This is a genomic window from Alkalimarinus alittae, assembly GCF_026016465.1.
GTDB lineage: Bacteria > Pseudomonadota > Gammaproteobacteria > Pseudomonadales > Oleiphilaceae > Alkalimarinus > Alkalimarinus alittae.
Genome location: NZ_CP100390.1, coordinates 3,566,935 through 3,592,500, shown reverse-complemented (window position 1 = coordinate 3,592,500; position 25,566 = coordinate 3,566,935). Strand labels below are relative to the sequence as shown.

23 protein-coding genes, 2 rRNA genes and 1 other RNA gene (1 of these 26 only partly in view) are annotated in these 25,566 nt (G+C 44.2%); 21 read left to right on the top strand and 5 right to left on the bottom strand.

The genetic code is table 11. The annotated features are described in order from the left end of the window. From NKI27_RS16225 to rimI, 6 genes are all read left to right on the top strand, one after another. Window positions 1–2,870: ribosomal RNA gene (locus NKI27_RS16225) — 23S ribosomal RNA — on the top strand; it begins 23 nt to the left of the window's first position. A gap of 179 nt (window positions 2,871–3,049) precedes the next feature. Further along, window positions 3,050–3,165 (top strand): 5S ribosomal RNA (gene rrf / locus NKI27_RS16220). Between the two features lie 307 nt (window positions 3,166–3,472). After that, window positions 3,473–4,486: an AraC family transcriptional regulator gene (locus NKI27_RS16215; protein WP_265047076.1), complete on the top strand. Its 1,014-nt coding sequence runs from the start codon at window positions 3,473–3,475 to the stop codon at window positions 4,484–4,486. 118 nt (window positions 4,487–4,604) lie between these two features. Beyond that, on the top strand, window positions 4,605–6,152 hold the full coding sequence (locus NKI27_RS16210) for a 2-isopropylmalate synthase (protein WP_265047075.1): 1,548 nt from the start codon (window positions 4,605–4,607) through the stop codon (window positions 6,150–6,152). Window positions 6,153–6,186: 34 nt separating this feature from the next. Continuing rightward, window positions 6,187–7,050, top strand: coding sequence for a hypothetical protein (locus NKI27_RS16205; protein WP_265047074.1), 864 nt, complete (start codon window positions 6,187–6,189; stop codon window positions 7,048–7,050). Beyond that, window positions 7,017–7,487: a ribosomal protein S18-alanine N-acetyltransferase gene (gene rimI, locus NKI27_RS16200; protein ID WP_265047073.1), complete on the top strand. Its 471-nt coding sequence runs from the start codon at window positions 7,017–7,019 to the stop codon at window positions 7,485–7,487. Before NKI27_RS16205 ends, rimI begins: the two co-directional genes overlap by 34 nt. Here the strand turns inward: rimI and NKI27_RS16195 are convergent. Both NKI27_RS16195 and NKI27_RS16190 read right to left on the bottom strand, forming a co-directional pair. Beyond that, window positions 7,477–8,007, bottom strand: coding sequence for a response regulator transcription factor (locus NKI27_RS16195; protein WP_265047072.1), 531 nt, complete (start codon window positions 8,005–8,007; stop codon window positions 7,477–7,479). The two genes, rimI and NKI27_RS16195, sit on opposite strands and share 11 nt — an antisense overlap. Window position 8,008: 1 nt before the next feature. Continuing rightward, complete coding sequence (locus NKI27_RS16190) at window positions 8,009–9,385, bottom strand: sensor histidine kinase (RefSeq protein WP_265047071.1); 1,377 nt, start codon at window positions 9,383–9,385, stop codon at window positions 8,009–8,011. 242 nt (window positions 9,386–9,627) lie between these two features. Here NKI27_RS16190 and prfC point away from each other — a divergent pair, with 242 nt between their 5' ends. The 9 genes from prfC to NKI27_RS16145 all read left to right on the top strand — a co-directional run bounded on the left by prfC (window position 9,628) and on the right by NKI27_RS16145 (window position 17,160). Next, window positions 9,628–11,208, top strand: coding sequence for a peptide chain release factor 3 (gene prfC / locus NKI27_RS16185; protein WP_265047070.1), 1,581 nt, complete (start codon window positions 9,628–9,630; stop codon window positions 11,206–11,208). A gap of 11 nt (window positions 11,209–11,219) precedes the next feature. Continuing rightward, window positions 11,220–11,990, top strand: coding sequence for a TatD family hydrolase (locus NKI27_RS16180; RefSeq protein ID WP_265047069.1), 771 nt, complete (start codon window positions 11,220–11,222; stop codon window positions 11,988–11,990). A 234-nt stretch (window positions 11,991–12,224) separates the two neighbouring features. Then, entirely contained in the window at window positions 12,225–12,653 is a 429-nt protein-coding gene (rplM, locus tag NKI27_RS16175) for a 50S ribosomal protein L13 (protein ID WP_265047068.1), read from the top strand. Between the two features lie 12 nt (window positions 12,654–12,665). Then, window positions 12,666–13,058, top strand: a complete 393-nt coding sequence (gene rpsI / locus NKI27_RS16170; protein ID WP_265047067.1) for a 30S ribosomal protein S9 — start codon at window positions 12,666–12,668, stop codon at window positions 13,056–13,058. Window positions 13,059–13,306: 248 nt separating this feature from the next. Then, window positions 13,307–13,900 carry a ubiquinol-cytochrome c reductase iron-sulfur subunit gene (gene petA / locus NKI27_RS16165; protein ID WP_265047066.1) on the top strand — a complete coding sequence of 198 codons (594 nt, stop codon included), beginning with the start codon at window positions 13,307–13,309 and terminating at the stop codon, window positions 13,898–13,900. Next, window positions 13,900–15,132 carry a cytochrome b gene (locus tag NKI27_RS16160; protein ID WP_265047065.1) on the top strand — a complete coding sequence of 411 codons (1,233 nt, stop codon included), beginning with the start codon at window positions 13,900–13,902 and terminating at the stop codon, window positions 15,130–15,132. The genes petA and NKI27_RS16160 overlap by 1 nt, the downstream gene beginning before the upstream one ends. After that, on the top strand, window positions 15,132–15,887 hold the full coding sequence (locus NKI27_RS16155; RefSeq protein WP_265047064.1) for a cytochrome c1: 756 nt from the start codon (window positions 15,132–15,134) through the stop codon (window positions 15,885–15,887). The genes NKI27_RS16160 and NKI27_RS16155 overlap by 1 nt, the downstream gene beginning before the upstream one ends. A 118-nt stretch (window positions 15,888–16,005) precedes the next feature. Then, the gene (gene sspA / locus NKI27_RS16150; RefSeq protein ID WP_265047063.1) at window positions 16,006–16,635 is read left to right on the top strand and encodes a stringent starvation protein SspA; all 630 of its coding nucleotides are present in this window, start codon (window positions 16,006–16,008) and stop codon (window positions 16,633–16,635) included. Between the two features lie 138 nt (window positions 16,636–16,773). Then, a complete protein-coding gene (locus NKI27_RS16145) occupies window positions 16,774–17,160 on the top strand; it encodes a ClpXP protease specificity-enhancing factor (protein ID WP_265047062.1) in 387 nt (128 codons plus the stop codon). Between the two features lie 86 nt (window positions 17,161–17,246). Here NKI27_RS16145 and NKI27_RS16140 read toward each other — a convergent pair whose 3' ends face one another. The 3 genes from NKI27_RS16140 to NKI27_RS16130 form a co-directional block, all read right to left on the bottom strand. Next, window positions 17,247–17,837 (bottom strand): SIS domain-containing protein, encoded by a 591-nt coding sequence (locus tag NKI27_RS16140; RefSeq protein WP_265047061.1) that lies wholly within the window; start codon window positions 17,835–17,837, stop codon window positions 17,247–17,249. 107 nt (window positions 17,838–17,944) lie between these two features. Next, window positions 17,945–18,310, bottom strand: a complete 366-nt coding sequence (locus tag NKI27_RS16135) for a YraN family protein (RefSeq protein ID WP_265047060.1) — start codon at window positions 18,308–18,310, stop codon at window positions 17,945–17,947. A 33-nt stretch (window positions 18,311–18,343) separates the two neighbouring features. Continuing rightward, window positions 18,344–20,164, bottom strand: coding sequence for a penicillin-binding protein activator (locus NKI27_RS16130; protein ID WP_265047059.1), 1,821 nt, complete (start codon window positions 20,162–20,164; stop codon window positions 18,344–18,346). A 186-nt stretch (window positions 20,165–20,350) separates the two neighbouring features. Here NKI27_RS16130 and rsmI point away from each other — a divergent pair, with 186 nt between their 5' ends. From rsmI to NKI27_RS16100, 6 genes are all read left to right on the top strand, one after another. Beyond that, the gene (rsmI, locus tag NKI27_RS16125) at window positions 20,351–21,214 is read left to right on the top strand and encodes a 16S rRNA (cytidine(1402)-2'-O)-methyltransferase (RefSeq protein ID WP_265047058.1); all 864 of its coding nucleotides are present in this window, start codon (window positions 20,351–20,353) and stop codon (window positions 21,212–21,214) included. An 88-nt stretch (window positions 21,215–21,302) separates the two neighbouring features. After that, window positions 21,303–21,654, top strand: an RNA gene (gene rnpB / locus NKI27_RS16120) — RNase P RNA component class A. Window positions 21,655–21,976: 322 nt separating this feature from the next. Further along, window positions 21,977–22,417 carry a division/cell wall cluster transcriptional repressor MraZ gene (gene mraZ, locus NKI27_RS16115; RefSeq protein ID WP_265047057.1) on the top strand — a complete coding sequence of 147 codons (441 nt, stop codon included), beginning with the start codon at window positions 21,977–21,979 and terminating at the stop codon, window positions 22,415–22,417. Between the two features lie 37 nt (window positions 22,418–22,454). After that, on the top strand, window positions 22,455–23,423 hold the full coding sequence (rsmH, locus tag NKI27_RS16110) for a 16S rRNA (cytosine(1402)-N(4))-methyltransferase RsmH (protein WP_265047056.1): 969 nt from the start codon (window positions 22,455–22,457) through the stop codon (window positions 23,421–23,423). Beyond that, the gene (gene ftsL, locus NKI27_RS16105) at window positions 23,420–23,740 is read left to right on the top strand and encodes a cell division protein FtsL (protein ID WP_265047055.1); all 321 of its coding nucleotides are present in this window, start codon (window positions 23,420–23,422) and stop codon (window positions 23,738–23,740) included. Before rsmH ends, ftsL begins: the two co-directional genes overlap by 4 nt. A gap of 50 nt (window positions 23,741–23,790) precedes the next feature. Then, window positions 23,791–25,566: a peptidoglycan D,D-transpeptidase FtsI family protein gene (locus tag NKI27_RS16100; protein WP_265047054.1), complete on the top strand. Its 1,776-nt coding sequence runs from the start codon at window positions 23,791–23,793 to the stop codon at window positions 25,564–25,566.

Genomic DNA, 25,566 nt, shown 5'->3' with positions numbered 1-25,566 from the left:
GTGGATGCCTTGGCAGTCAGAGGCGATGAAGGACGTAGAAACCTGCGATAAGCATTGGGGAGCTGGTAAACAAGCTTTGATCCAATGATTTCCGAATGGGGAAACCCACCTGTCATCAGACAGGTATCTTTTACTGAATACATAGGTAAAAGAGGCGAACCGGGAGAACTGAAACATCTAAGTACCCCGAGGAAAAGAAATCAACCGAGATTCCCCTAGTAGCGGCGAGCGAACGGGGAGTAGCCCTTAAGCTACTTTGTTGTTAGTGGAATGTACTGGAAAGTACAGCCATAGTGGGTGATAGCCCCGTACACGAAAACGGCATAGTAGTGAAATCGAGTAGGACGGGACACGTGGTATCCTGTTTGAACATGGGGGGACCATCCTCCAAGGCTAAATACTCCTGACTGACCGATAGTGAACCAGTACCGTGAGGGAAAGGCGAAAAGAACCCCTGTGAGGGGAGTGAAATAGATCCTGAAACCGTATGCGTACAAGCAGTGGGAGCAGACTTGTTCTGTGACTGCGTACCTTTTGTATAATGGGTCAGCGACTTAATTTCAGTAGCAAGGTTAACCGAATAGGGGAGCCGTAGAGAAATCGAGTCTTAATAGGGCGTATAGTTGCTGGGATTAGACCCGAAACCGAGTGATCTATCCATGTGCAGGTTGAAGGTTGAGTAACATCAACTGGAGGACCGAACCCACTGTCGTTGAAAAGCCAGGGGATGACGTGTGGATAGGAGTGAAAGGCTAATCAAACTCGGAGATAGCTGGTTCTCCTCGAAAGCTATTTAGGTAGCGCCTCGTGAATTACCATTGGGGGTAGAGCACTGTTTCGGCTAGGGGGTCATCTCGACTTACCAACCCGATGCAAACTCCGAATACCGATGAGTACAATCACGGGAGACACACGGCGGGTGCTAACGTCCGTCGTGGAAAGGGAAACAACCCAGACCGCCAGCTAAGGTCCCAAAGTGTATGTTAAGTGGGAAACGATGTGGGAAGGCACAGACAGCTAGGAGGTTGGCTTAGAAGCAGCCATCCTTTAAAGAAAGCGTAATAGCTCACTAGTCGAGTCGGCCTGCGCGGAAGATGTAACGGGGCTAAAACATACCACCGAAGCTGCGGATGCGTGTTTACACGCATGGTAGAGGAGCGTTCTGTAGGCTGTTGAAGCGGAATTGAGAAGTTCCGTGGAGGTATCAGAAGTGCGAATGCTGACATGAGTAACGATAATGCGGGTGAAAAACCCGCACGCCGGAAGACCAAGGGTTCCTGCGCAACGCTAATCGGCGCAGGGTGAGTCGGCCCCTAAGGCGAGGCTGAAAAGCGTAGTCGATGGGAAACAGGTTAATATTCCTGTACCGCATATAACTGCGATGGGAGGACGGAGAAGGCTAGGCCAGCAACCTATCGGATGGTTGTTTAAGGTCGTAGGCTGGACACTTAGGCAAATCCGGGTGTCCATTAAGGCTGAGAACTGATGACGAGGTCTCTTTTACGAGACTGAAGTGGTTGATGCCATGCTTCCAGGAAAAGTCCCTAAGCTTCAGGTTATATGAGACCGTACCCCAAACCGACACAGGTGGTCAGGTAGAGAATACCAAGGCGCTTGAGAGAACTCGGGTGAAGGAACTAGGCAAAATGGTGCCGTAACTTCGGGAGAAGGCACGCTGTTGAGGGTGATCGGACTTGCTCCGTAAGCTTTTGACAGTCGAAGATACCAGATGGCTGCGACTGTTTATTAAAAACACAGCACTCTGCAAACTCGTAAGAGGACGTATAGGGTGTGACACCTGCCCGGTGCCGGAAGGTTAATTGATGGGGTTAGCTTCGGCGAAGCTCTTGATCGAAGCCCCGGTAAACGGCGGCCGTAACTATAACGGTCCTAAGGTAGCGAAATTCCTTGTCGGGTAAGTTCCGACCTGCACGAATGGTGTAACGATGGCCATGCTGTCTCCACCCGAGACTCAGTGAAATTGAAATCGCTGTTAAGATGCAGTGTATCCGCGGCTAGACGGAAAGACCCCGTGAACCTTTACTATAGCTTCACAGTGAACTTTGAGCCTACTTGTGTAGGATAGGTGGGAGGCTTTGAAACCCGGACGCTAGTTCGGGCGGAGCCACCCTTGAAATACCACCCTGGTATGTTTGAGGTTCTAACTCAGGTCCGTAATCCGGATCGAGGACACTGTGTGGTGGGTAGTTTGACTGGGGCGGTCTCCTCCCAAAGAGTAACGGAGGAGCACGAAGGTGTGCTAAGCATGGTCGGACATCATGCGGTTAGTGTAATGGCATAAGCGCGCTTAACTGCGAGACAGACACGTCGAGCAGGTACGAAAGTAGGTCATAGTGATCCGGTGGTTCTGTATGGAAGGGCCATCGCTCAACGGATAAAAGGTACTCCGGGGATAACAGGCTGATACCGCCCAAGAGTTCACATCGACGGCGGTGTTTGGCACCTCGATGTCGGCTCATCACATCCTGGGGCTGAAGCCGGTCCCAAGGGTATGGCTGTTCGCCATTTAAAGTGGTACGCGAGCTGGGTTTAGAACGTCGTGAGACAGTTCGGTCCCTATCTGCCGTGGACGTTGGAAATTTGAGAAGAGTTGCTCCTAGTACGAGAGGACCGGAGTGAACGAACCTCTGGTGTTCGGGTTGTTACGCCAGTAGCATTGCCCGGTAGCTATGTTCGGACAGGATAACCGCTGAAAGCATCTAAGCGGGAAGCCCCCTTCAAGATAAGATTTCCCTGGAGCTTCGAGCTCCCTAAAGGGCCCTTAAAGACTATGAGGTTGATAGGCTGGGTGTGTAAGCGTTGTGAGGCGTTGAGCTAACCAGTACTAATTGCCCGTGAGGCTTGACTATATAACGCCCAAATAGTTTTGAGTCTGAAACGATCAAAACGAAAATATTTACCGGATAATGTGATTATGATCCGATATGTTATAAAACTTAATTTACTTGCTAAATGTTAAAGACATTGCGAAATTGTTGTTAACTGATCAAAAAGATAAATCATCTTCGATCAGCTAGCCAAGGTTTTGCCTGATGACAATAGCGAACTGGAACCACCTGATCCCATCCCGAACTCAGTCGTGAAACGGTTCTGCGCCGATGGTAGTGTGGGGTCTCCCCATGTGAGAGTAGGTCATCGTCAGGCATCTAAATACGAAACCCCGGTAGGTTATCCTACCGGGGTTTTTTATTGTCTGGAAGAAAGTGGCGTGAGATGTAGGCTTAAACTAGTGGGGCTGCGATACGCTAGGGGCACTTCACCGTAGCCTTGATGCTGCGAAGCGGAATAAGCGTTACAAACAACCTAAACACTTAGGCTGTCCATTAATCGTTCTAAAGTATCATCCTTGAAAGCGTCATATCCAAATACTTGTTCCATGGTAGAATTAGTCTTGCTTCAACCCCATTATGGTTATTTGTGGTTACAAGTGACGGGCAAGGTTTGATTTATCATGCATGACAAAGAAATAACGGTTTCGCTAAGCTGGGTAAAGGGGCTTGTTACGTTTGCAGAGCAACAAGGTTGTGAGAGAGCAACGTTATTCAAAAAGTCAGGCTTGGCTATTGATGCGCTAGAAAAAGCACAAAGACTGACAATGGATGAGACGGTTAATTTATGGGGTGCCTGCATTAGTGAAACCAGAGATCCATTCTTTGGTTTACATCTTGGAGAGCAGGTAAGGCCTTCAACGTTTCATATCGTGGGTTACACTTTAATGAATTCTGCAAGCCTGTGTGAGGCATTTGATAAGCTAAATCAATATCAAAGGCTTATTAGTGAAGGGGGTGTTTTTCAGAGAGTGCCTAGTGCTAAAGGTGTTTGGCTGATTTATCATCCCCGGCCTGCGACCATCCCATTTTTTTATCATCAGATAGATGCTGTGCTAACCGCTTTTTTGGCTTTCTCTAGGTGGGTGACGGGTAAAAAAATTCAGCCCATTGAGGTTTCGCTTAATAGAGTCTCTGTAGACTCTTTAGATGAATATAAGCGGGTATTTAATGTAACTCCAAACTTTAATGCAGAATTCGATGGTTTATTAATGACACATGATACGATGTCGCTACCTTTGTTAGAAGCAGATGAGGAGTTGCGCGAAATTCATGAGCGTCATGCAAGGCAGAGATTAATAGCATTACAAAAAACAAAGACTACAGCTGATCAGGTATCAATGATTCTTCAGACGCATATGGCTGACTCTGATGCGGGAAGGTTATTCGTTGCTAAAAAAATAGGCCTGAATGAAAAAGGGCTGCAGCGTAAATTGGCTGAAGAAGGCGTTACCTTTCAAGGTTTATATAACGAAATAAGGAAGCGCTTAGCTCTGGATTATGTCTCGGATACTGGCATTCCATTAGCGGAAGTCTCGATAATGCTAGGTTTTTCAGATTCAAGTGCATTCTATAGGGCTTTTAAGCGGTGGACAGGCTGCACGCCAGGAAATTACCGAGAGCTTTCCTGTCGATAAAATGGTTTTGTCAGGCACCTAGGGTACTAATTTATATTGATAAACCTCGTTTATTGATTGATTAGCGAATACAATATTGTTTGGTTTAGCGCATAACGCGAGATTAGGAGTGAAGGTTATGTCAGGTAAAGATCGATTAGTCATTTTTGATACAACACTAAGAGACGGGGAGCAGAGCCCCGGTGCATCAATGACGAAGGCTGAGAAGATTCGTATTGCTAAGTCATTAGAAAAAATGAAAGTCGATGTGATTGAGGCGGGTTTTGCAATTGCTAGTCCAGGAGACTTTGATGCAGTAAAAGCAATTGCTGAAACGATTAAAGATTCGACAATATGTAGCTTGTCTCGAGCGCTTGACAAAGATATTGACCGTGCCGCAGAGGCGTTGAAAAACGCAAACTCATCGAGAATACATACGTTTATCGCAACGTCACCTATACACATGAAGTATAAGTTGCAGATGAAGCCTGATCAGGTTGTAGAGCAGGCTGTTCGTGCAGTTAAACGCGCTAGAAGCTATACCGATGATGTGGAGTTCTCTTGTGAGGATGCAGGGCGTTCTGAAATCGATTTCTTATGCCGAATTATTGAGTCCGCTATTGATGCAGGTGCCACTACCATCAACATTCCAGATACAGTGGGATATGCGATACCTAGTCAGTTCGGTGAAACCATTAAAACGTTAATCGAGCGCATTCCTAATTCAGATAAAGCGATATTCTCAGTCCATTGTCATAACGATTTAGGATTGGCGGTGTCAAATTCGCTAGCAGCGGTTATGAATGGCGCTAGGCAGGTTGAGTGTACTATTAATGGCTTAGGCGAGCGCGCAGGAAATGCATCGCTTGAAGAGGTTGTTATGGCGGTCAGAACCCGCAAGGATCTGTTTGCCGTAGAAACTGATTTAGACGCAACTCAGATTGTGCCGACATCGAGATTAGTTTCTTCTATCACAGGTTTTCCGGTGCAGCCAAATAAAGCGATTGTGGGCGCCAATGCTTTTGCTCATGAGTCGGGGATTCATCAGGATGGCATTCTTAAGCATCGAGAGACATATGAAATTATGGCAGCTCAGGATGTTGGTTGGCATACGAATAGTCTTATCTTAGGGAAGCATTCTGGTAGAAACGCTTTTAAGAGTCGTCTTGAAGAGTTAGGTATTCAACTAGAAACAGAAACAGAGCTTAATGCTGCATTCTCTAGATTTAAGGATTTAGCTGATAAGAAGCACGAGATTTTTGATGAGGATCTCCAAGCACTGGTAAGTGATACCAAGCTGATAGATGTGGAAGAGCAATTTAAGCTAGTCTGCATGTCGGTTTGTTCTGAAACCGGTGTTACTCCAGAAGCAACGATTACATTGTTGGTTAATGGAGAGGAGCTGACTGCTGTATCTGAAGGTGGCGGCCCTGTTGATGCAACTTATAAAGCTATTGAGAGTGTTGCTAATTCTGGCGCAAGCTTACAGCTTTATTCAGTTAACGCGATTACTAGTGGAACAGACTCTCAGGGAGAGGTAACTGTTAGGCTAGAGTTAGGTGGCCGTATTGTGAATGGTATTGGCGCCGATACTGATATCGTTATTGCATCTGCTAAAGCTTATATTAATGCCCTCAATTTAATTTCATCTAAACCAGAAAAGCAACACCCTCAAAGCGATGTATGAGCAGACTCGGCAGCACTACTTAAAGCAAATGGGAGTGACCTTATGGTACTCTCGTTATGTCATCCCAGCTGCTGCTGCGTCTTCTGAGTTTTCTTTTGGCGCCAATGTGGGGAAGCCAGCTAGCCTAGACGACAGAGGGCGAGAAGATAACATCCGGTCATCGGTAGATGATGGACGTTTGGGGGAACATGTTTCAGTACCCAAATCAGCTGCGGATATACTCAGTGCATTATCTGTAACTCCTAGTGCCAAAAATGATGTTCAATCAAGTGATAGCTTGGTTGCTTCCACTCCCCCTCAAAGCACATCAGTTAATCCTTCAGAGGCAATAAATATTGCCAGTGATAATCTGGTCAAAAATGAAAGGGTTGAAGTTCCCTCTACATCTGAACGTTCAAAGTCTGCGTTGGTCAAAGCATCATCTAAACCTAAATTAAAAACATTAGAGTTGATGTTATGGGTGGGTGAAAAAAACTGGTTTCTATCAGACGCTGATTCAGAGTTTCCTGATCAACTAAAGCGAGAATTGTTATTAAATATTGCCTCTGCTTTAGGAGAAAATGTCGAATCAACACCGGTAGCCTGCTTTAAATGGCCGTTTTTTGGCAATCAACGTTTACCAGGTAATGATGTTGAATCGATGTTAGGTTTATTGCATGGCTGGCTTGATGGTCAACTGAAGTCTGATCGTTTAAATGGGTTCTTGATGGGGGAAAGAGTCACCGAGTTATTACTTCATTTAACGTCGAATGAGTATTTAGGAAAAGAGCTTGAGCTTAACCTGTCAGATGAACGAGGCGTTAATGTTATGGCTACATACTCTCTTAATGACTTACTGAGAGAACCCTTATATAAACGTGCGATATGGCAGCAACTAAGCCCTTTCAGAATAAAATGAAGTTCCGTGAGATGTTAGAGTCAGATTTGACCCAGGTATTGGTCATTGAGCGGAACGCATATTCTCACCCTTGGTCTGATGGGAATTTCAGAGACTCCTTAACCGGTAATGATGAAGTCTGGTTGCTAGAGTCTGAGGGCATTATATTGGGGCATGGCATAATATCTGTTGCTGTGGGTGAAGCGCATCTACTTAATATTTGCGTAGCCAGTAATTATCAGCGACAAGGCTTGGGTCGACACATTATTCGTTACCTCATAGGGCGATCTCAAGCGTTAGGTGCTGATATTATGTTTTTAGAGGTGCGAGAGTCTAACGCAGCTGCATACGCCCTTTATCTTTCTGAGGGGTATGAGCAGATAGGTGTGCGTAAAAATTATTACCCATTAGGAATATCGCGTGAAAACGCGATAGTGATGTCGCGCCCTATCGATTAACAGGCTTTTTCTGCAGCTTTCTTTGTAAGGTTCTTCGATGCATGTTTAGTGCTCGAGCGGTAGCGGATACATTCCCTTCATGTTCGTTCAGCACTCGTTGTATATGTTCCCACTCTAGGCGATCTACTGAAATAGGATTTTCTTCTATCGTCACGTCTCCTTGAGTCGTTTCATCTCCTGTTAATGCTTTTAAAATCTCATCAGTGTTTGCAGGTTTACATAGATAGTTTTGCGCTCCGAGCTTAATGGCTTTAACGGCTGTTGATATAGATGAGTAGCCCGTCAAAATAAGTGCATTGGTTTCTGGAGATTGCTGGATTAATAAATTTAATGCGTTGAGTCCGCTTTCATCATCAATTTTTAAATCAATGACTGCAAAGTCGGGTTTCTTTGAGAAATACAGTTCAGCTTCGGTAATATTATTAGCTGTCCATGCATCATAGCCGCGTCGAACGAATGATCGTTTGAGGGTTTGAGCGAATATATCGTCATCATCAATAATCAGAATGCTTTGACTCATTTTAGCGCCTGTCCAGTGGAAGGGTGATTTCAGTAAGTGTACCTTTGTTTTGTGGAGATGCACCTTGAGGGTTATCAGATATATTGACTAGCCTGACAGTGCCGCCCTGTCTTTCAACTGTTGCGTGAGATAAAAACAGGCCAAGACCAAGCCCTGAAGGTTTTGTAGATTGCGTTGGGTGTTGGGGGATTCCTTCTAGCGTTTGAGGGATTCCAGTACCATAATCTCTTATTTGAATGGTAAGCACGTCGTTTTGCTGGCTAACACAGATGTCGATTTTGTCCGGGCTCGCCTCGCAGGCATTATTAAGTAGGCTCAAAATTGCAAGCTTTAGCCCCTGGTCTGCTCGAATACCCAGTTCTGGAGTGCATGCGGACAGGTCAAGATTGATGTCTGTTTGCGGGTGAAGCAGGGTAAGTTCATTGGTGATCTCAAGAAGTTGCTGGCTAACTTGGATGTGGCTAGTAAGCTGTTGATGGTTTTTGTCTGTATCGGTCCTAAGTTGCTGCAACTCGTTTCTGCAAAGCTCAACTTGACTAGACAATATCGCTAAATCTTCGGCGTAGGCTTTTAATTCTGGCTCCTGCTTGAGGTCGTTTGCGATTACAGAGATCGTTGAAAGTGGTGTGCCTATATGATGAGCGACGTTTGCAGCTTGGGTTGCAATGGCGATTACCTGCTCATCCCGTAAGGCAGACTCACGTTGAGCATTTATTTTTTGCTGCTGTTTAGTTAGCTGTTTTTTCATGCTGACTACAAATGTAGATATTAACAATGCGCTGAAGGCGAATGTAAACCACATGCCGTACAGGTGTAACGAAAACATTAAATCACTAGATGAATCGGTATTAGCTCCATGGCTGCTGTGATCGATCATGCCGTCGATAACATGAGCGTTCATATTACCTATGACATGGTCGCTTGAGGCGGAGTGAGTTGCGCTGCTTCCGTTAGGCCATACCATGTCGATTACGAAGAGCGCGCTATAACAAGTTATGCCTAAGGCCAGCAGTATTCGTGTATAAGTGGCAGACAGAAGGGATGCGCATACGATGATAGGAAATAGGTAAAGCGAAACAAAAGGATTTGCAGACCCGCCTGAAAAAACAAAAAAAACGCTTAATACCAACATATCAGTGGCTAAATGCGTGAAAAATTCCCGTTCAGATATAGTGCTTTTTTTACTAAGTCGGTTGAATGTGTAGACTGAAAGAACAGTATAAGATGATAGTGTAAATAGCGTGATAACAATACTGGTGTCTGTCGCGTTGAAAAAGTACCCGGCAGAAACCAAGCCTAAAACAGCTAGCAAAATAAAACAGCGTACAGTATTAACGAGAAGCAGGTGCTTATTGAGGGGATTGATTGGAGTGGTCACTTCATCTCTCTGCTTAAATTATGTTTGATAGACTCAAGGATAGTGATTATACAGGGTAATCAAATTTAAGAGTGCGGCATCTGGTCGCAGTTTCTTGGTAGTGTTAATGGTTTTTGTGACTCTGGTGCTGAGACAAATATTGAGACGTTGCGGATCGTTATGTCTAATTGATGATAAACTGGTTATAATTCGCGCCAGAATTTTAAAGCTGACCTTTTTAAGCGATCTTCAAGTGAGTTTTCATGTCCCGTTTTGAAAAAGAAATTAAAAAACGTAGAACCTTTGCCATTATTTCTCACCCGGATGCGGGTAAGACAACTATTACAGAGAAGGTGCTTTTATTTGGACATGCGCTTCAGACTGCGGGCACAGTAAAAGGGAAAAAGTCGGGACAGCATGCAAAGTCTGACTGGATGGAAATGGAAAAAGAACGAGGTATCTCGGTTACGACCTCTGTGATGCAGTTTCCCTATAGTGATCACTTGGTCAATCTACTTGATACGCCCGGTCACGAAGACTTCTCTGAAGACACCTATCGAACGCTTACGGCTGTTGACTCCTGTTTAATGGTAATTGATTGTGCTAAAGGGGTTGAAGCCAGAACGATTAAGTTAATGGATGTAACCCGAATGAGGGATACACCGATCTTAACGTTCATGAACAAAATGGACCGAGATATACGCGATCCTATTGAGTTGATGGATGAAGTTGAGGATGTATTAAAGATTGCCTGCTCGCCTGTGACCTGGCCTATTGGCATGGGTAAGCAATTCAAGGGTGTTTATCACCTGTTGCGTGATGAAATTATTCTTTATCAGTCCGGTCAGGGGCATACAATTCAGGAAGAGAAGGTTATCAAAGGGTTGGATAATCCTGAGCTGGATAGCGTGTTAGGTGAGTATGCTTCGGACTTAAGGGATGAAATTGAGCTAGTAAAAGGTGCATCACATGAGTTTGATCTTGAGATGTTTCTTGCAGGACAATTGACGCCTGTATTCTTTGGAACGGCGTTAGGTAACTTTGGTGTTGACCATATGCTTGACGGTTTGGTTGAGTGGGCGCCTGCGCCGCTGTCAAGAGAGTCAGATAAGGGAACGGTTGAGTCAACTGATGAGCAGTTCTCAGGGTTTGTATTTAAGATACAAGCCAACATGGACCCACAGCATCGTGATCGGGTGGCTTTTTTAAGAGTTTGCTCTGGCCGCTATGAACAAGGCATGAAAATGCGACATGTACGGTTGGGTAAAGATGTTCGAGTATCTGATGCATTAACGTTTTTGGCAGGAGATCGTACTCGTGTCGAAGAGGCGTATGCGGGAGACATAATAGGGCTGCATAATCATGGCACTATACAGATTGGCGATACCTTTGCAGCGGGTAAAGATATGCGTTTTACCGGTATCCCTAATTTTGCACCTGAGTTGTTCAGGCGTATCCGCCTGAGAGATCCTTTGAAAGCTAAGCAGTTGAATAAGGGGTTGATCCAGCTATCGGAAGAAGGCGCGGTACAGGTATTCCGTCCGCTAAAAAATAATGACCTTATTGTGGGCGCTGTTGGTGTCCTACAGTTTGATGTGGTTGTACACAGGCTTAAAGCTGAATATAAAGTGGATGCGATATATGAGCCTATAAGTGTGGCGACGGCACGCTGGGTAACCGCAGAAGATGAAATTAAACTAGAGCAGTTCCGTAAAAAAGCATTTGATAATTTGGCGCTAGATGGAGGGGATAACCTAACCTATATTGCGCCGACGATGGTTAATCTTCAGTTAGCGCAGGAGCGTTATCCTGAAGTTGAATTCCATAAAACGCGTGAACATTAATTGCTAGCGTTATGATTTACGCGGATGCGCACTGCCACCTTGATTTTGATGTGTTTGATGTAGATCGAGCGGAATTAATCTTACGGTGTCATAGCTTAGGTGTAAAAATGTTCGTGGTTCCTGGTGTAGAACGGAATCGATGGTCTAAGGTTTTGCAGGTTTCAGCTCAGTATTCTGCTGTATACCCTTGCCTAGGTTTGCACCCCTGTTTTTTAGATGCGCATACTGAAGGTGATGTTGCAACTTTGGAGTGCTTACTAGAAAAGCATAAAGAAATTGTAGCGATAGGTGAAATTGGGCTCGACTTATCAAAACCAGACCTCAATCGCCAATTGGTATTTTTTGAACAGCAAGTTGAACTTGCCAATAAGTTTAAGTTACCTGTGGTTATGCATTCTCGAAAAGCGCATAATCAAATAATCGAAGTGCTAAAACGCAAGCCGCTTGTTGCCGGTGGTCTACTCCATGGTTTTTCTGGAAGTTTAGAGCAGGCTGTTCGATTTTGGGAGGCAGGTGTATATCTTGGTTTGGGTGGGGTGATTACTTACGAACGCGCACAAAAAACAAGAAAGACATTTGCCAAACTCCCATTGGAGGCGATTATTTTAGAGACTGATAGCCCTGATATGCCTTTATCCGGTATGCAGGGAGGGCGGAATACGCCACTTAATATACCATTAATTCATAAGGCTTTTTGTGCATTAAGGCCAGAGGCTGATGATGTTGTAAATCGTCAATTGATGGACAATGCGTCGAATTTATTTGGTATAATCGGGTATTAACCCAAAATTAGTGAGCTTATAAGCAAATAAGTTGATTTTGAGCCAAATAAAGCTGGCACTTTATCTTTTATTTGTTTTATAATTTGCGCCCTGAATTTTTTAACGCTTTGCTGAATGGAACCTGCCCCGTTTCCTGCCGGTCGAGCATTTTTAGCAATCTTGAACTGATTCCTAGGCTTGAGTTTAATACTTGAGTGGCTGGAAGACCTTTTATATATTTAAAGGCGGGATTTAATGAAAACATTAAGTGCAAAGCCAGAAACCGTAAAACGTGACTGGTTCGTAGTTGATGCTGCTGGCAAAACGCTTGGTCGTTTATCGACTGAAATTGCCCGACGCCTTAGGGGCAAGCATAAGCCAGAGTATACTCCACATGTTGATACTGGTGACTACATAGTTGTAATCAATTGTGAGAAAGTTCGCGTAACAGGCAAGAAACAGAAAGATAAGATGTACTACAGCCACACTGGTTACATGGGTGGTATTAAGTCGATTTCTTTTGAAAAGTTGATTGAGAAAGCGCCTGAGCGAGTTATTCAGACATCTGTTAAGGGAATGTTGCCAAAAGGGCCTTTGGGTCGTGCAATGTTCAAAAAAATGAAAGTGTACGCTGGCACAGAGCATCCTCATACTGCTCAGCAGCCGCAACAACTGGATATCTAACGGGAGCCGATTATGTCGACTAATTTTAACTACGGTACAGGTCGCCGTAAGACATCTACAGCTCGTGTATTTATCAAGTCGGGCAGTGGTCAGATAGTTGTTAATGACCGTCCTTTGGACGAGTTTTTCGGTCGTGAGACTGCTCGCATGGTTGTTCGTCAGCCTCTAGAGTTGGTTGGAATGGCTGATAAGTTTGATATCAAAGTTACTGTTGTTGGTGGTGGTAACACTGGTCAAGCTGGTGCGATTCGTCACGGTATTACACGTGCGTTGATGGAATATGATGAGACATTGCGTCCAGCTCTTCGTGGTGCGGGTTATGTTACTCGTGATGCACGTAAAGTTGAGCGTAAGAAAGTGGGTCTACGCAAAGCGCGTAAGCGTCCACAGTTCTCCAAGCGTTAATTTACGCTTCGGATGCAGTCTTAAAACGCCCGAAGGGATATCCTTTCGGGCGTTTTTTTGTTTATGGGGTGCTGTCAACTGCATATCGTTGATTTAGCGCAACGCTCAACGATTAAAGTGCCAAATTTCTTGAAGAAAATGCTTATTTTCTTTACTATTTGTGCCGTTTAAATTTTTGGGTCCTAAAGTTTTTAAACTAAAAAATGACTCTTTAAAGGGTTGTGAGCTGCTTGATGGGAGAAGCCAGTATGAGTAATGGCGAAGTTAACGCCGGCCGACGTCGATTTTTAATCGGCGCGACCTCCGTAGTAGGTGGGGTTGGGGCTGTCGGAGCTGCAGTACCGTTCGTCGCGTCTTGGAATCCAAGTGCGAAAGCGAAAGCTGCAGGTGCGCCGGTTACGGCCAATATAAGTAAGATTGAGCCGGGCCAGCAAATGACAGTGGAATGGCGTGGTAAACCGGTATGGATTGTTCGTCGAACACAAGAAATGATCGACAACATTGAGAAAATGAACGATAAAGTTTTGGATCCTGATTCTCTAGAGCCTCAGCAGCCTGAATATATTACAGGTATTTATCGTGCCTCTCGTCCTGAGTTTGCAGTGCTTGTTGGGATTTGTACACATCTAGGTTGTTCACCTCAATACCGTCCAGAAGTAGAAGCGGCCGATTTAGGTGCTGATTGGTTGGGTGGCTTTTTCTGCCCTTGTCATGGGTCAAAGTTTGATTTGTCTGGTCGTGTATTTAAAGGGGTTCCGGCGCCTTTAAATCTAGAAGTGCCTCCATACAAATATATTGATGACAATAATCTAATTATTGGTGTTGATGAGGAGACCGCGTAATGCAAAAGTTGATTGAATGGATTGACGAGCGGTTACCTGTTGTCACCGCTTATGAAAAGCACATGAGCAAGTATTATGCTCCGAAGAACTTTAACATTATGTATTTCTTCGGTTCGCTATCAATGTTGGTGCTTGTTAACCAGTTGTTAACCGGTATTTGGTTAACGATGAGTTATAACCCATCTGCAGAAGGTGCGTTTGCGTCAATTGAATACATCATGCGTGATGTTGAATACGGTTGGTTGCTTCGCTACTTGCACTCAACGGGCGCGTCAGCGTTCTTCGTTGTTGTTTATCTACATATGTTCCGTGGCTTGATGTATGGGTCTTATCGTAAGCCGCGTGAGCTAGTGTGGATTTTTGGTATGACAATCTACCTAGTCTTGATGGCTGAAGCCTTTATGGGTTACTTGCTTCCTTGGGGGCAAATGTCTTATTGGGGGGCACAGGTTATCATCAATTTATTTGGTGCTATTCCTGTTGTAGGTGAAGACCTTTCTTTGTGGATACGCGGTGATTACCTAATTTCAGGTGTTACATTAAACCGATTCTTCGCACTTCATGTTGTGGCGCTACCAATTGTATTGCTCGCTTTAGTTGTTTTGCACTTATTAGCATTACACGAAGTAGGCTCAAACAATCCAGATGGTATTGAAATAAAGAAAAACAAAGACGAAAACGGTATTCCTAAAGATGGTATTCCTTTCCATCCTTATTACACTGTTCATGACATTGTGGCGGTGGTCGTATTTTTGTTTGTTTTCTGTACCGTTGTGTTTTTCTTCCCAGAGATGGGCGGTTATGCGCTTGAAAAACCCAACTTTGAACCTGCGAATCCTTTGAAAACTCCAGAGCATATTGCACCTGTATGGTATTTTACGCCCTACTACGCGATGCTACGTGCTGTTACTGTGGGTATCTTAGGCTTACCTGCTAAGTTCTGGGGTGTTGTTGTAATGGGTGCTGCAATTGCTATCTTGTTTGTATTGCCATGGTTAGATCGTAGCCCGGTTAAATCTATTCGATATAAAGGGTGGATCAGTAAAATTGCACTTATTGCATTTGCTATCAGCTTTGTTGTTCTGGGTTATTTAGGTGCTGTGCCGAGTACGCCTGGAAAAACAACCTTGGCTCAAATACTGACGTTTATCTATTTCGCATTTTTCATCTTGATGCCTTGGTATAGCCGAATCGATAAAACTAAACCAGTACCAGAAAGGGTGACAGGCTAATGAAAAAGATACTTGTAACTATGGTGTTTGCAGTCTTACCTGCGTTTGCTTTTGCTGCTGGTGGGGGGGTTCCATTAGATCACATGAAGCCAGATCTTTCGGATAAAGCATCACTTCAAAAGGGTGCTGCAACATTTACTAACTACTGCATGGGGTGTCACTCCATGAAGTATGCTCGATATGAGCGTGTTGCTACCGATTTAGGTATTCCTTTGGCAGCTTACGAAGAGAACTTAATATTCAGTGACGCTAAAATTGGCGAACTAATGAATATTGCAATGCAGCCTTCTCAGGCTAAAAACTGGTTTGGTAACCCACCACCAGATCTAACATTGGAAGCGCGTCTTCGTGGACCTGATTGGCTTTATAGCTATATGCGTGGTTTCTATGCTGATCCTGCCCGCCCTTATGGCGTGAATAATTCTGTGTTTAAGGATGTGGGTATGCCTCATGTTCTAGCAGGGTTGCAAGGAGTTTGTGCTCATAAGCCTGAAACGGGTGCGGAGCCAGTGGTAGATCCATTAAGTGGCCGTATTGTTTCAGATAGTGGTTGTTCAACTTATGCCACTGAAGGAAGTATGACCAAAGAAGAGTATGACGAAACCATATATGACCTAGTTAACTTTATGGTCTACATGGGTGAGCCTTCTCGAATGGAAAGCGAAAGCTTGGGTAAATGGGTTCTTCTATTCTTAGTAATCCTATTTATACCTGCATATTTCTTGAACAAAGAATACTGGAAAGACGTTCACTAGATAATTGGTGTATAATTCGTTAACTTTCTTGTGTCCAGCGCGTGGGTAACTCCATTCGCTGGATTTTTTCATCCGTTTTTATAATGATATAGAAACGTCGATATTATGGGGTAGCTCTATGGGTGTTGTGACCAAACGGTCTTCGATGACCTTTTTCTCAGATGGTCAAAGTCATTATAGTCATCGGGTTAGAATTGTGTTGGCAGAGAAAGGTGTTGCTGTCGACGTGATTGATGTTGATCCTGATAACAAGCCTGAAGAATTGGCAGATCTGAATCCTTACAATGCTTTACCAACGCTTGTCGATCGTGAATTGGTGCTTTATGAGGCCAATATTATGATGGAGTATTTGGATGAGCGTTTCCCGCATCCTCCTTTATTGCCTGTGTATCCAGTAGCTCGCGCCCAGAGTCGACTAATGATGCATCGCATTCAAAAAGACTGGTGTGACTTCGTTGATACGATTTTGCTAGGTAAAGATGAAGCGGCAGTCGATAAGGCTCGTAAAGAGTTTAGAGAAAGCCTTATTGCAACAGCGCCTATTTTCAACGAGAAGCCTTATTTCATGAGTGAGGAATTTACAATCGTTGATTGCTGTGTAGCGCCGTTATTATGGAGACTTCCTTTATTAGGCATTGAGCTCCCAGAAAAGCAAGAGGCGTTGATTGAGGCTTATATGGAAAGGCTGTTTGAAAGAGAGTCTTTCAAGGCAAGTCTTTCTGACGCAGAGCTTGAAATGAGACTCTAGTGTTTTAAAGAAGCATGCTAAAAAGGGATGTTCGCATCCCTTTTTCTTTGAGTTGATTTTATATCTTCTTTAGTTGGTTCAGATTAATCGTTAATATCAGTCTAATTATTCGTATTGCACTGTTTGTGGAGAAATATAATGACGCCAAGTCGTCCTTATTTAATAAGAGCTCTCAATGAGTGGATTCTTGATAATGGTATGACCCCTTACCTAGTTGTTGATGCGGGTATAGCGGGTGTAGAAGTGCCTAGAGAGTTCGTAACTGACGGTCAAATTGTCTTGAATATCTGTCCTACTGCAGTTGTTGGGCTGACTATTGATAATGAAGCGGTGATGTTTAGTGCTCGTTTTGGCGGAGTACCTATGCAGATATATGTTCCTTTTATCGCTATCATGGCTATTTATGCGAAAGAGAACGGTCAGGGGATGGTGTTTGGTTCTGAGCCTGGGGTGCCGGACCCAGAGGGGCCTGCTGACGTTAAAAAAGAGAAGTCAACCAAGCCTTCATTGAAGGTTGTGAAGTAGTGTAAGGGTATAGCAGTTGCACGCTTTTAGGGTGCAGCTGCTTGCTTTGGTTTTACTGTGATAATGCTAAAAGTGTAAAGTTCTACCTATCCCACGCCAAATATTTGCTGATCTATAAGCGAGCATATTGTGTTAATCGCTAGTAGATGTCCTTCCTGAATCCTAGCGCCTGAATTGGATGTAATCCTAACTTCAACGTCTTCAGGTTGAAGTAGTGAGGATAGGTGGCCTCCATCTACGCCTGTTAAGGCAACGATCTTCATTTCTTTATCGTGTGCCGCTTGAATGGCCTGTATGGCGCTGGCGCAATTTCCGTCTTCTGTTAAAACAATTAATGTATCTTTCGCTTGGCCTATCGCACGTATCTGTTTGGAGAAGATATCGTTGTAGTTAGAGTCGCGCGAGATTGCGGTGATGGTTGAAATGTTTGATGAAAGGTTGATAGCTGGAAGCCCAGGTCTTTCGTGCTCGTGTCTATTCATAAGGCTGGTTGTTAAAAAGCTAGCTAATGGTGCGCTGTTTCCGTTAGCGCATACGACAACCTTCCCATCATTTAGTAAGCAGTTGACCATTACTTGACTTGCTGCGGTTACATTCTGGGGTAATGTTTCCAGTATGTCGGTCAGTGAATCTATGCTGTCGCAAATTATTCTTCTAGCGGTATCTTCAGGATGCATTCTATTTCTCTATTAATCGCTCTAATTTTTTATAAAACTTAGCCGCTTTATTGCCTTGGCAGGCTAGTTGTTAAGTATTGGAGGCCTAAGGGGTCATTTAATGTACCTTAACAGAAGGCAGAAACAATCCAATTGATATCATGTGACTGAAAAGGCCTCTTTGACGGTTTAATTGTAATTGCGTCAAAACGGCATGAGGTATCCCATAGTTTCTTTTTCATGAGAAAGTAATTTGCAGTCGAAATGATACTTTGCTGTTTTCTGTAGGTAATGCTTTCTTCAGCAGATCCGAAAAAGTCTTGCTTTCGGTACCTGACTTCAACAAAAACAAGCGTGTTGTCGTGGCGCATAATAAGATCAATTTCACCTTGTCTATGGCGAAAGTTCTTTTCTAGTAGTGTGAGTCCTTGTTTTTGAAGGTAGCGGTGCGCCATCTCCTCATAGAAGGACCCTTGTTCAGTCGTGTTGCTCATTATCTCATCCTTGAGAGTGTTGCGTTGTATGGTTTATCTTTCCGCTCTAGCTTCTCCGCGAACAAAGCGAGCCCAGTCAAGCGTCCTTATGATTTGTTTTTTCTCATTCATTGTTAATAAGCCTGTTTGACCATTTACTTGGCTGCCTTCAATTCGTTCTAGCAAGATAAGGCGAGGGGCTAGTGTATAAGCGTCAGAGCCTAATGCAAACAGGCGATCATAGTACTGGGCGCGTCGCGGCATTAACTTATGTACTTGATGCTTGATGGCGTTGGTTTGGCTTAGTACCCATGGCGTTTCAATAAACTTGATGCCGTTTAAGTCGTTATCCTTTTGTGGTGATGGCGTGCCAGAGTATATATGAGAGGTTGAATAAATCGGGATGTCGCTCGCATAATGAAACGAGAATAGAGGTTTTAATTGCCTAGCTGTTTCGGGTTTTGAAATGAGAACAATGGCATCGATATCTTGGCGTCGTCTTGGTGTGAACTCAAGTGACTCGACTACCGTGTTTCTAACCTGCCTTGCTCTTTGCTTGCTTTTATCGACGGCTAGTAAACTTTCAACCACGCTAGATAGTTTATCTGTGGTGAAGAAAGCGCTGTCTACAATTTCGCCATTTCGACTTAGCCATTCTTTAGAAAATGCGTCATAAATGCGCTGACCCCAATCAGTCTCGGGCATTACAGTAATGACTTGTCGAGCGCCGGTAGACCATATTTTATTAACGAGCTGACGAGCTTCGTCTTCAGCAGATAGTCCAAACTGATAAAGTTGTAAGGGTGCGATTGCATCGTCATTAAGATAGTTTAAAGCAAGTACAGGTGTTGTCAGAGCCCCTATTTTTTCGAGTGCCATTAAAGACCCTTTGTCTAAAGGGCCTATTATTAAGTCTGGCGCGTTGCTTAGAATCTCTTGGTACACTTCATTAAAGCTTCGCTGGTTTGTGTCATAAAGTGTTATTTCTGTATTGCTAGTTGTGTGATATTTGTCGGCGTAATATGTCGCTAAAAAACCATCGCGGATAGCTTCTCCGGCCTTAGCTAGAGGGCCTGTTAAAGGGAGTGCGAGAGCTATACTGTCGGGTCGCCTGTCTGGGAGTGTTGATAACAGTTCAAGTTCCTCCGGTAGCTTTAATGCAGCCGGGTGCTCTGGCCATTGAGCAAGCCACTCGGATAGGCTGGAAAGTTGTTGCTCAAGACTGATTTGATTTTGTTTAATACCTGTTGCAAGCTGTAGCCATCCTTTCAGTTCGTAATTGTTTGCGCCTGCTTGTTGTTGGCTCAACTCCGAAGTTTGAGCTTTACTTAAAGATTGCCAAATTCGTTCGTGATTACTCCAGTACTCATCACCTGAAAAAAATGCTGAGTTATTAATGCGTTCTTTTGCTGCAAAAAAGTATTGCTTAGTTAAATCGTATCCTTGGGCTTTTAACTCACCTGCTTGGCGTTGAATGTCAGGCGGTACTTGTTGAAAGAAATGGTCAGGAATGTTGGTGAGCAGTAGTGTTGTTTGTTCTATGTTTGCATCTTGTACTGACATAGAAAGGGCGATAAGGATGTATTGCTCCTTCATGTCTTGAGGCAACACAGGGTAATCTACTGTTTGTAAGAGTGTTTGAGCTTGTGCTCGGTCGTCATTTTGACGGAATGCTTCTGCAGCTTGTAGTTGGAATTTAGCTCTAGTGATGGGATCTGCTGCATTGGCCGCTTGTTTAAGTAGTGATGTTATAGATGAAAAATCTTCATCAGCAATTTTTCTGGAAGCCTCTTGACTCTCTTCTAAGGGGGTCGTTGCGCACCCGACAGAAAAAATAGTGAGAAGTATGAGTCCGGCTTTTATAAAATTGTGCATAGTCAAATGATAACCGTTAAATACTACCTGTCTCTAAGGTTGGACAGATGTTGTTAGGATAATCCTGTAGAATAACAAATAACGCTTGGCGTGTGGTCGATTGATTGATAAAAATTGATTATTTTGGGAGGTCTTTTGTTTCTCTGAAGACTTCTAAATAAAGTAAATGGTATTGGAAGGCATTCGGTGAATACAGAAGCAAGTTTGTATATTGTGGCAACGCCCATCGGTAATTTAGATGATATTACGTTAAGGGCGGTTGAAATACTAAAGAAGGTAGACTTTATTGCGGCCGAAGATACTAGGCACAGTCAGAGGTTGATGAACCACCTTGGCGTGACAGCCCGAATGATGGCGCTGCATGAGCATAACGAAAGAGATAAGTCTCAAGCGTTGATTGATAAAATCAAAGAGGGTAAAAGTATTGCTTTAGTTTCAGATGCCGGTACACCTCTTATATCAGACCCAGGATACTTTTTAGTTAAGCTAGCGAGAGAGCAAGGGGTAAGAGTGGTGCCCATTCCAGGTGTTTCTGCAGTTGTTACTGCGTTGAGTGTCTCTGGGTTGCCTTCAGACCGATTCGTATTTGAAGGTTTTTTGCCCGCCAAGCAGGGTGGTAAAATAAAACGCTTAGAAGCGTTTTTGTATGAGACGCGTACGGTTATTTTTTATGAGTCGCCTCACCGAATCGTGGATACCTTGGAGGCAATGGATGAGGTATATGGCTCTGAGCGCTATTTGGTTATCGCAAGGGAGTTGACTAAGACCTTCGAAACCATCAAAGGAGATTCGCTAGGTGCGTTGCGTGAATGGGTGGATGGCGACCTCAATCAGCAAAAAGGTGAATTTGTTCTGCTGTTGGAGGGTGTGGTCGAGAGTCCCGATGTGTCAACGATAGAGCAGGATAAAATGCTCACCTTGCTTATGGCAGAAATGCCAATAAAGAAAGCGAGCAAAATAGTGTCTGAGCTGGTGGGTGGAAACAAAAAAGATTTATATCAGCGCGCGCTTGAGAAGCAGGGGCGAGCAGGCAGTAAGGTTGATGGCTAAGTGGCTTGAGTGGGGGGGGGTAAAAAGATACTCTCACATAGGGTGAAAATTTCTTGCCCAACTGAGGTGATCAGGGTATCTTGTCGTCTGAGTTCGCCAGGCAGTCGCTATCTATGTAAATAGGTGGAGGAAAGTCCGGGCTCCAAAGGGTAGAGTGCCAGGTAACACCTGGGGGGCGCGAGCCTACGGCCAGTGCAGCAGAGAGTATACCGCCTAAGCAGCTTCGGCTGACGGTAAGGGTGAAATGGTGCGGTAAGAGCGCACCGCATGACTGGCAACAGTTCATGGCGATGGTAAACCCCACTCGGAGCAAGACCAAATAGGGATCCATTGGTGTGACCCGCACTGGATCCGGGTAGGTTGCTTGAGGTATGCGGTGACGCATATCCCAGATGAATGACTGTCCACGACAGAACCCGGCTTATCGGCGAACTCAATTCTTCTTTATTCTCATCTTTTTCAAATTAGCTTCCTGTTTTTATAGCCAAATATTCTTAAACTTAAAGTGGTTTCTTAAGAGTTATCTGTATCTCTGTGATTATAAGCGCTAATTGCTTCGATTAACCCTCTAACAACCTCCCTAAAGCGTTAACTGATGGGCTTTTTAGCCAAATCTTCCTTCTTTATATCTCTATTTTATCTTGCATTGTTTTGTCTCAATTCCTATAGTGTGTGATAGTGGTGAAAAGTGGAAAAAAGTGTGTTTTTGTGGTGTTTTTAGAAAAAACTCACCAAAACCTACGATTTTAGAGGACGAAAAACGTGTTTCAGGGCAGCCAATCCATAAATTTGGATGTAAAAGGGCGTGTTGCGGTACCTAGCCGGTATCGTGAAATGCTTGCTGACGCCTGTGATGGACGTTTGGTTGTTACTGCAAGTCCATATGAGCGGTGTTTATTTGTATACCCTGAGCCTCAATGGAAAGAAGTAAAGAAGACGCTTGAAGATCTGCCTAACAGCAATCCAAAAGTAAGGCGTATGCAGCGCTTAGTGCTGGGTAATGCGAGTGAACTAGAAATGGATGGTAATGGCCGGTTGCTGCTACCGCCAACGCTTAGAGCTTTTGCAAACTTAGATAAAAAAGTAATGCTTGTCGGGTTGGGCGATAAAGCAGAGCTTTGGAGTGAGCAAAGCTGGAACGACATGTTGGACGAACCTGATGATGGGTTTATGCCAGAAGAAATGAACAACTTATCTTTATAGAATTTTAACTGAAGCTTCATTTAATGACGGGTTTATTGTGGCAACAAGTGTAGATATTGAATCAGGCTCAGAAAACGGCTCCGGTGTGGCGCATTTAACTGTTTTGTTAGAAGAGGCAGTCGCTGAGCTCGTTAAAGATAAGTCAGGTGTCTATATTGATGGCACTTTTGGTCGCGGAGGCCATAGCCGAAAAATTCTTGGTGAGCTTACCGAAGAAGGGCGGCTATTAGGCGTAGATAAAGATCCAGAGGCTATTTTATCCGGTGAAGCGCTGAAAAAAGAAGATGCGCGTTTTTCAATTCATCACGGTTCATTTAAAGAATTAGATGACGCCGCTAAAGAGCAGGGTTGGGAAGGCGTAACCGGTATTTTATTAGATTTAGGTGTGTCATCCCCGCAGATTGATGATGCCAGTAGAGGGTTTAGTTTTCTTAACGACGGCCCTCTTGATATGAGAATGAATCCTGAAAAGGGGCTAAGTGCACAGCAGTGGATTGCCTGTGCAGATGTAAAAGAAATTATAACGGTACTTAAAGAGTACGGCGAAGAGCGTTTTGCTAAACGGATTGCAGGTGCAATTGTAGAGGCGCGCGACAAAGGTGTGATTGATACGACTGCGAAATTACAAAAAATTGTAGCTGAAGCAAACCCCGCATGGGAAAAAGGCAAAAACCCAGCAACAAGAGCCTTTCAAGCTATTCGTATCAAAGTGAACGACGAGTTAACTGACTTAGAAGAAGTGCTAGAAACAGCAGCAGAAGCGCTTAAACCAGGTGGTCGATTAGTGGTAATTAGTTTTCACTCTCTTGAAGATCGTATGGTTAAACGCTTTATGAGAAATAAAGTAAAAGGTAATGAGCCACCGGCTGGCGTGCCTGTAAGAGAAGATCAAATTGAACGGCACTTTGCACTAGTGGGTAAGGCAATTAAACCAAGTAAACAAGAGGTTGAGCGTAATGTTAGGTCTCGAAGTGCGGTAATGCGAGTGATGGAGAAGCTTGGTTGAATGCACTGAAAGATTGGTGGCTTTTCTTCAAGGCGATATCAGGCGCATTGCTAGGAAAATCGTCAGTAATAACATTTTTTATGTGCATTGCGTTAATCGCGAGTGCGGTTGGGGTGATTTATGCTTCGCACCTTAATCGTCAGCTGTTTACTGAGTTATCGGTGTTGCAGTCGGAGAGAGATGCATACGAAATGGAGTGGAGCCAGTTGCTCCTTGAACAAAGCGCATGGAGCGCACATGGAAGAATAGAGCATGTAGCCATTACTAAATTGGATATGAAAATTCCAGAAGCAGCAGACATTATCGTCATTAAGTAATCGGCGATTGACAATAAGAATAGACGGACGCCCTTTAAGGGAAATAAAAAATGAGCGGCAAGATTGACGCAAAAAATGAACAGTTAGATGACGAGCAAGGGGTCGCAGTATGGCGGTTCTGGTTTGTTGTGTCTGTTCTTTCTTTTGCTGTGATTGTGCTCATGTATCGTGCGGTAGAATTACAAGTAGTAGATCAGCAGTTTTTAAAAGGGCAAGGCGATGCACGCACTATTCGACATGAGAAGATCGATGCTCATAGAGGCATGATCACAGACCGATTTGGTGAGCCTTTAGCCGTTAGCACTCCGGTTGAAACTGTGTGGGCTAACCCTCAAGAAATGCAGTATGACGCAAGGGGTCTTCGCGAGTTGGCCAACAGGCTTGAAGTAAGTGAGACCTGGTTAACTAAAAGAATTAATAGCAATAAGTCGAGAGAGTTTATTTATCTAAAACGCAAGATTTCGCCAGCTCAGGCGGCCCGCGTTACAGATTTAGATTTACCGGGGGTGTATAGCCGCCGGGAATATAAGCGATTTTACCCAGCAGGAGAGGTTGCGTCTCACGTTGTAGGGTTTACCAATATCGATGAAATGGGGCAAGAAGGCGTTGAGCTCGCTTACGACGAATGGCTTATTGGGCATCCAGGTAAAAAGCGTGTTTTAAAAAATAGACGTGGGTCGGTGATTAAGAATTTAGATCTTGTTCGCGACGCTCAGCCCGGCAGATCGTTAAGTCTTAGCCTTGATATGCGCGTTCAATATCTCGCTTATCGAGAGCTTAAAGCGGCTGTTATGGCGCATCGAGCAAAAGCAGGTTCAATGGTTATTCTTGATGTGGCGACGGGTGAAGTGTTGGCGATGGTTAATCAGCCTTCTTATAACCCTAACAACCGTTCAAAACTTTCGACCTCGGCGTTACGTAACCGAGCCATTACAGATGTGTTTGAACCGGGTTCGACAGTAAAACCGGTTACAATTGCGGCTGCATTAGAAACAGGTGATTACTCGCCAGGGACAAAAATAGATACAACGCCAGGTTATTTTAGAGTTGGGCGTAAGTCGATAAGAGACCATCGTGATTACGGTGTTATTGATCTGTCGACGATCATCTCAAAATCAAGCAACGTTGGAACTAGTAAGATTGCGCTAGATCTCAGCGGAGAAGTCGTGTGGGATATGTTTTACCGATTAGGGTTTGGGCAGGCAACAGGCACGGGCTTTCCTGGTGAAAGCATTGGTTTATTAAGAAATCCAGTTAAGTGGCGACCCATAGAGGTTGCCACTATGTCGTATGGTTACGGTGTTAGTGTTAATGCACTTCAATTAGCGCAGATGTATATGGTTTTGGGTAATAATGGCATGAAGCCTCCGGTTAGCCTTATAAAAACAGAAGGTAATATCGCAGCAGAGAAGGTGATGGATGCCGTTGTTGCCAAAAATGTACGCCTAATGCTGCAAAAGGTAGTAGAAAAAGGTGGTACAGGCACAAGAGCTCGAGTCGCTACTTATGATGTAGGTGGAAAGTCTGGCACGGTTCATAGTGTTGGGCGTAATGGGTATGAAGATAGTCAGTATAAGGCTTTGTTTGCAGGGGTTGCACCGATTGATAACCCACGAGTAGCCGCGGTAGTCGTGATCGATGGGCCTCAAGGTCAGGAGTATTACGGTGGGGAGGTTGCGGCACCAATTTTCTCAAGAGTCATGTCGGGTGCAATGCGCTTGTTAAATGTTACACCTGATAATTTACCTCTAATGGCAGATCAGCGGACGCTTTCTTTAGATAGAAAGCAAACTAATTCAACTGATAATGGCAGAGTGAAGGGTTGA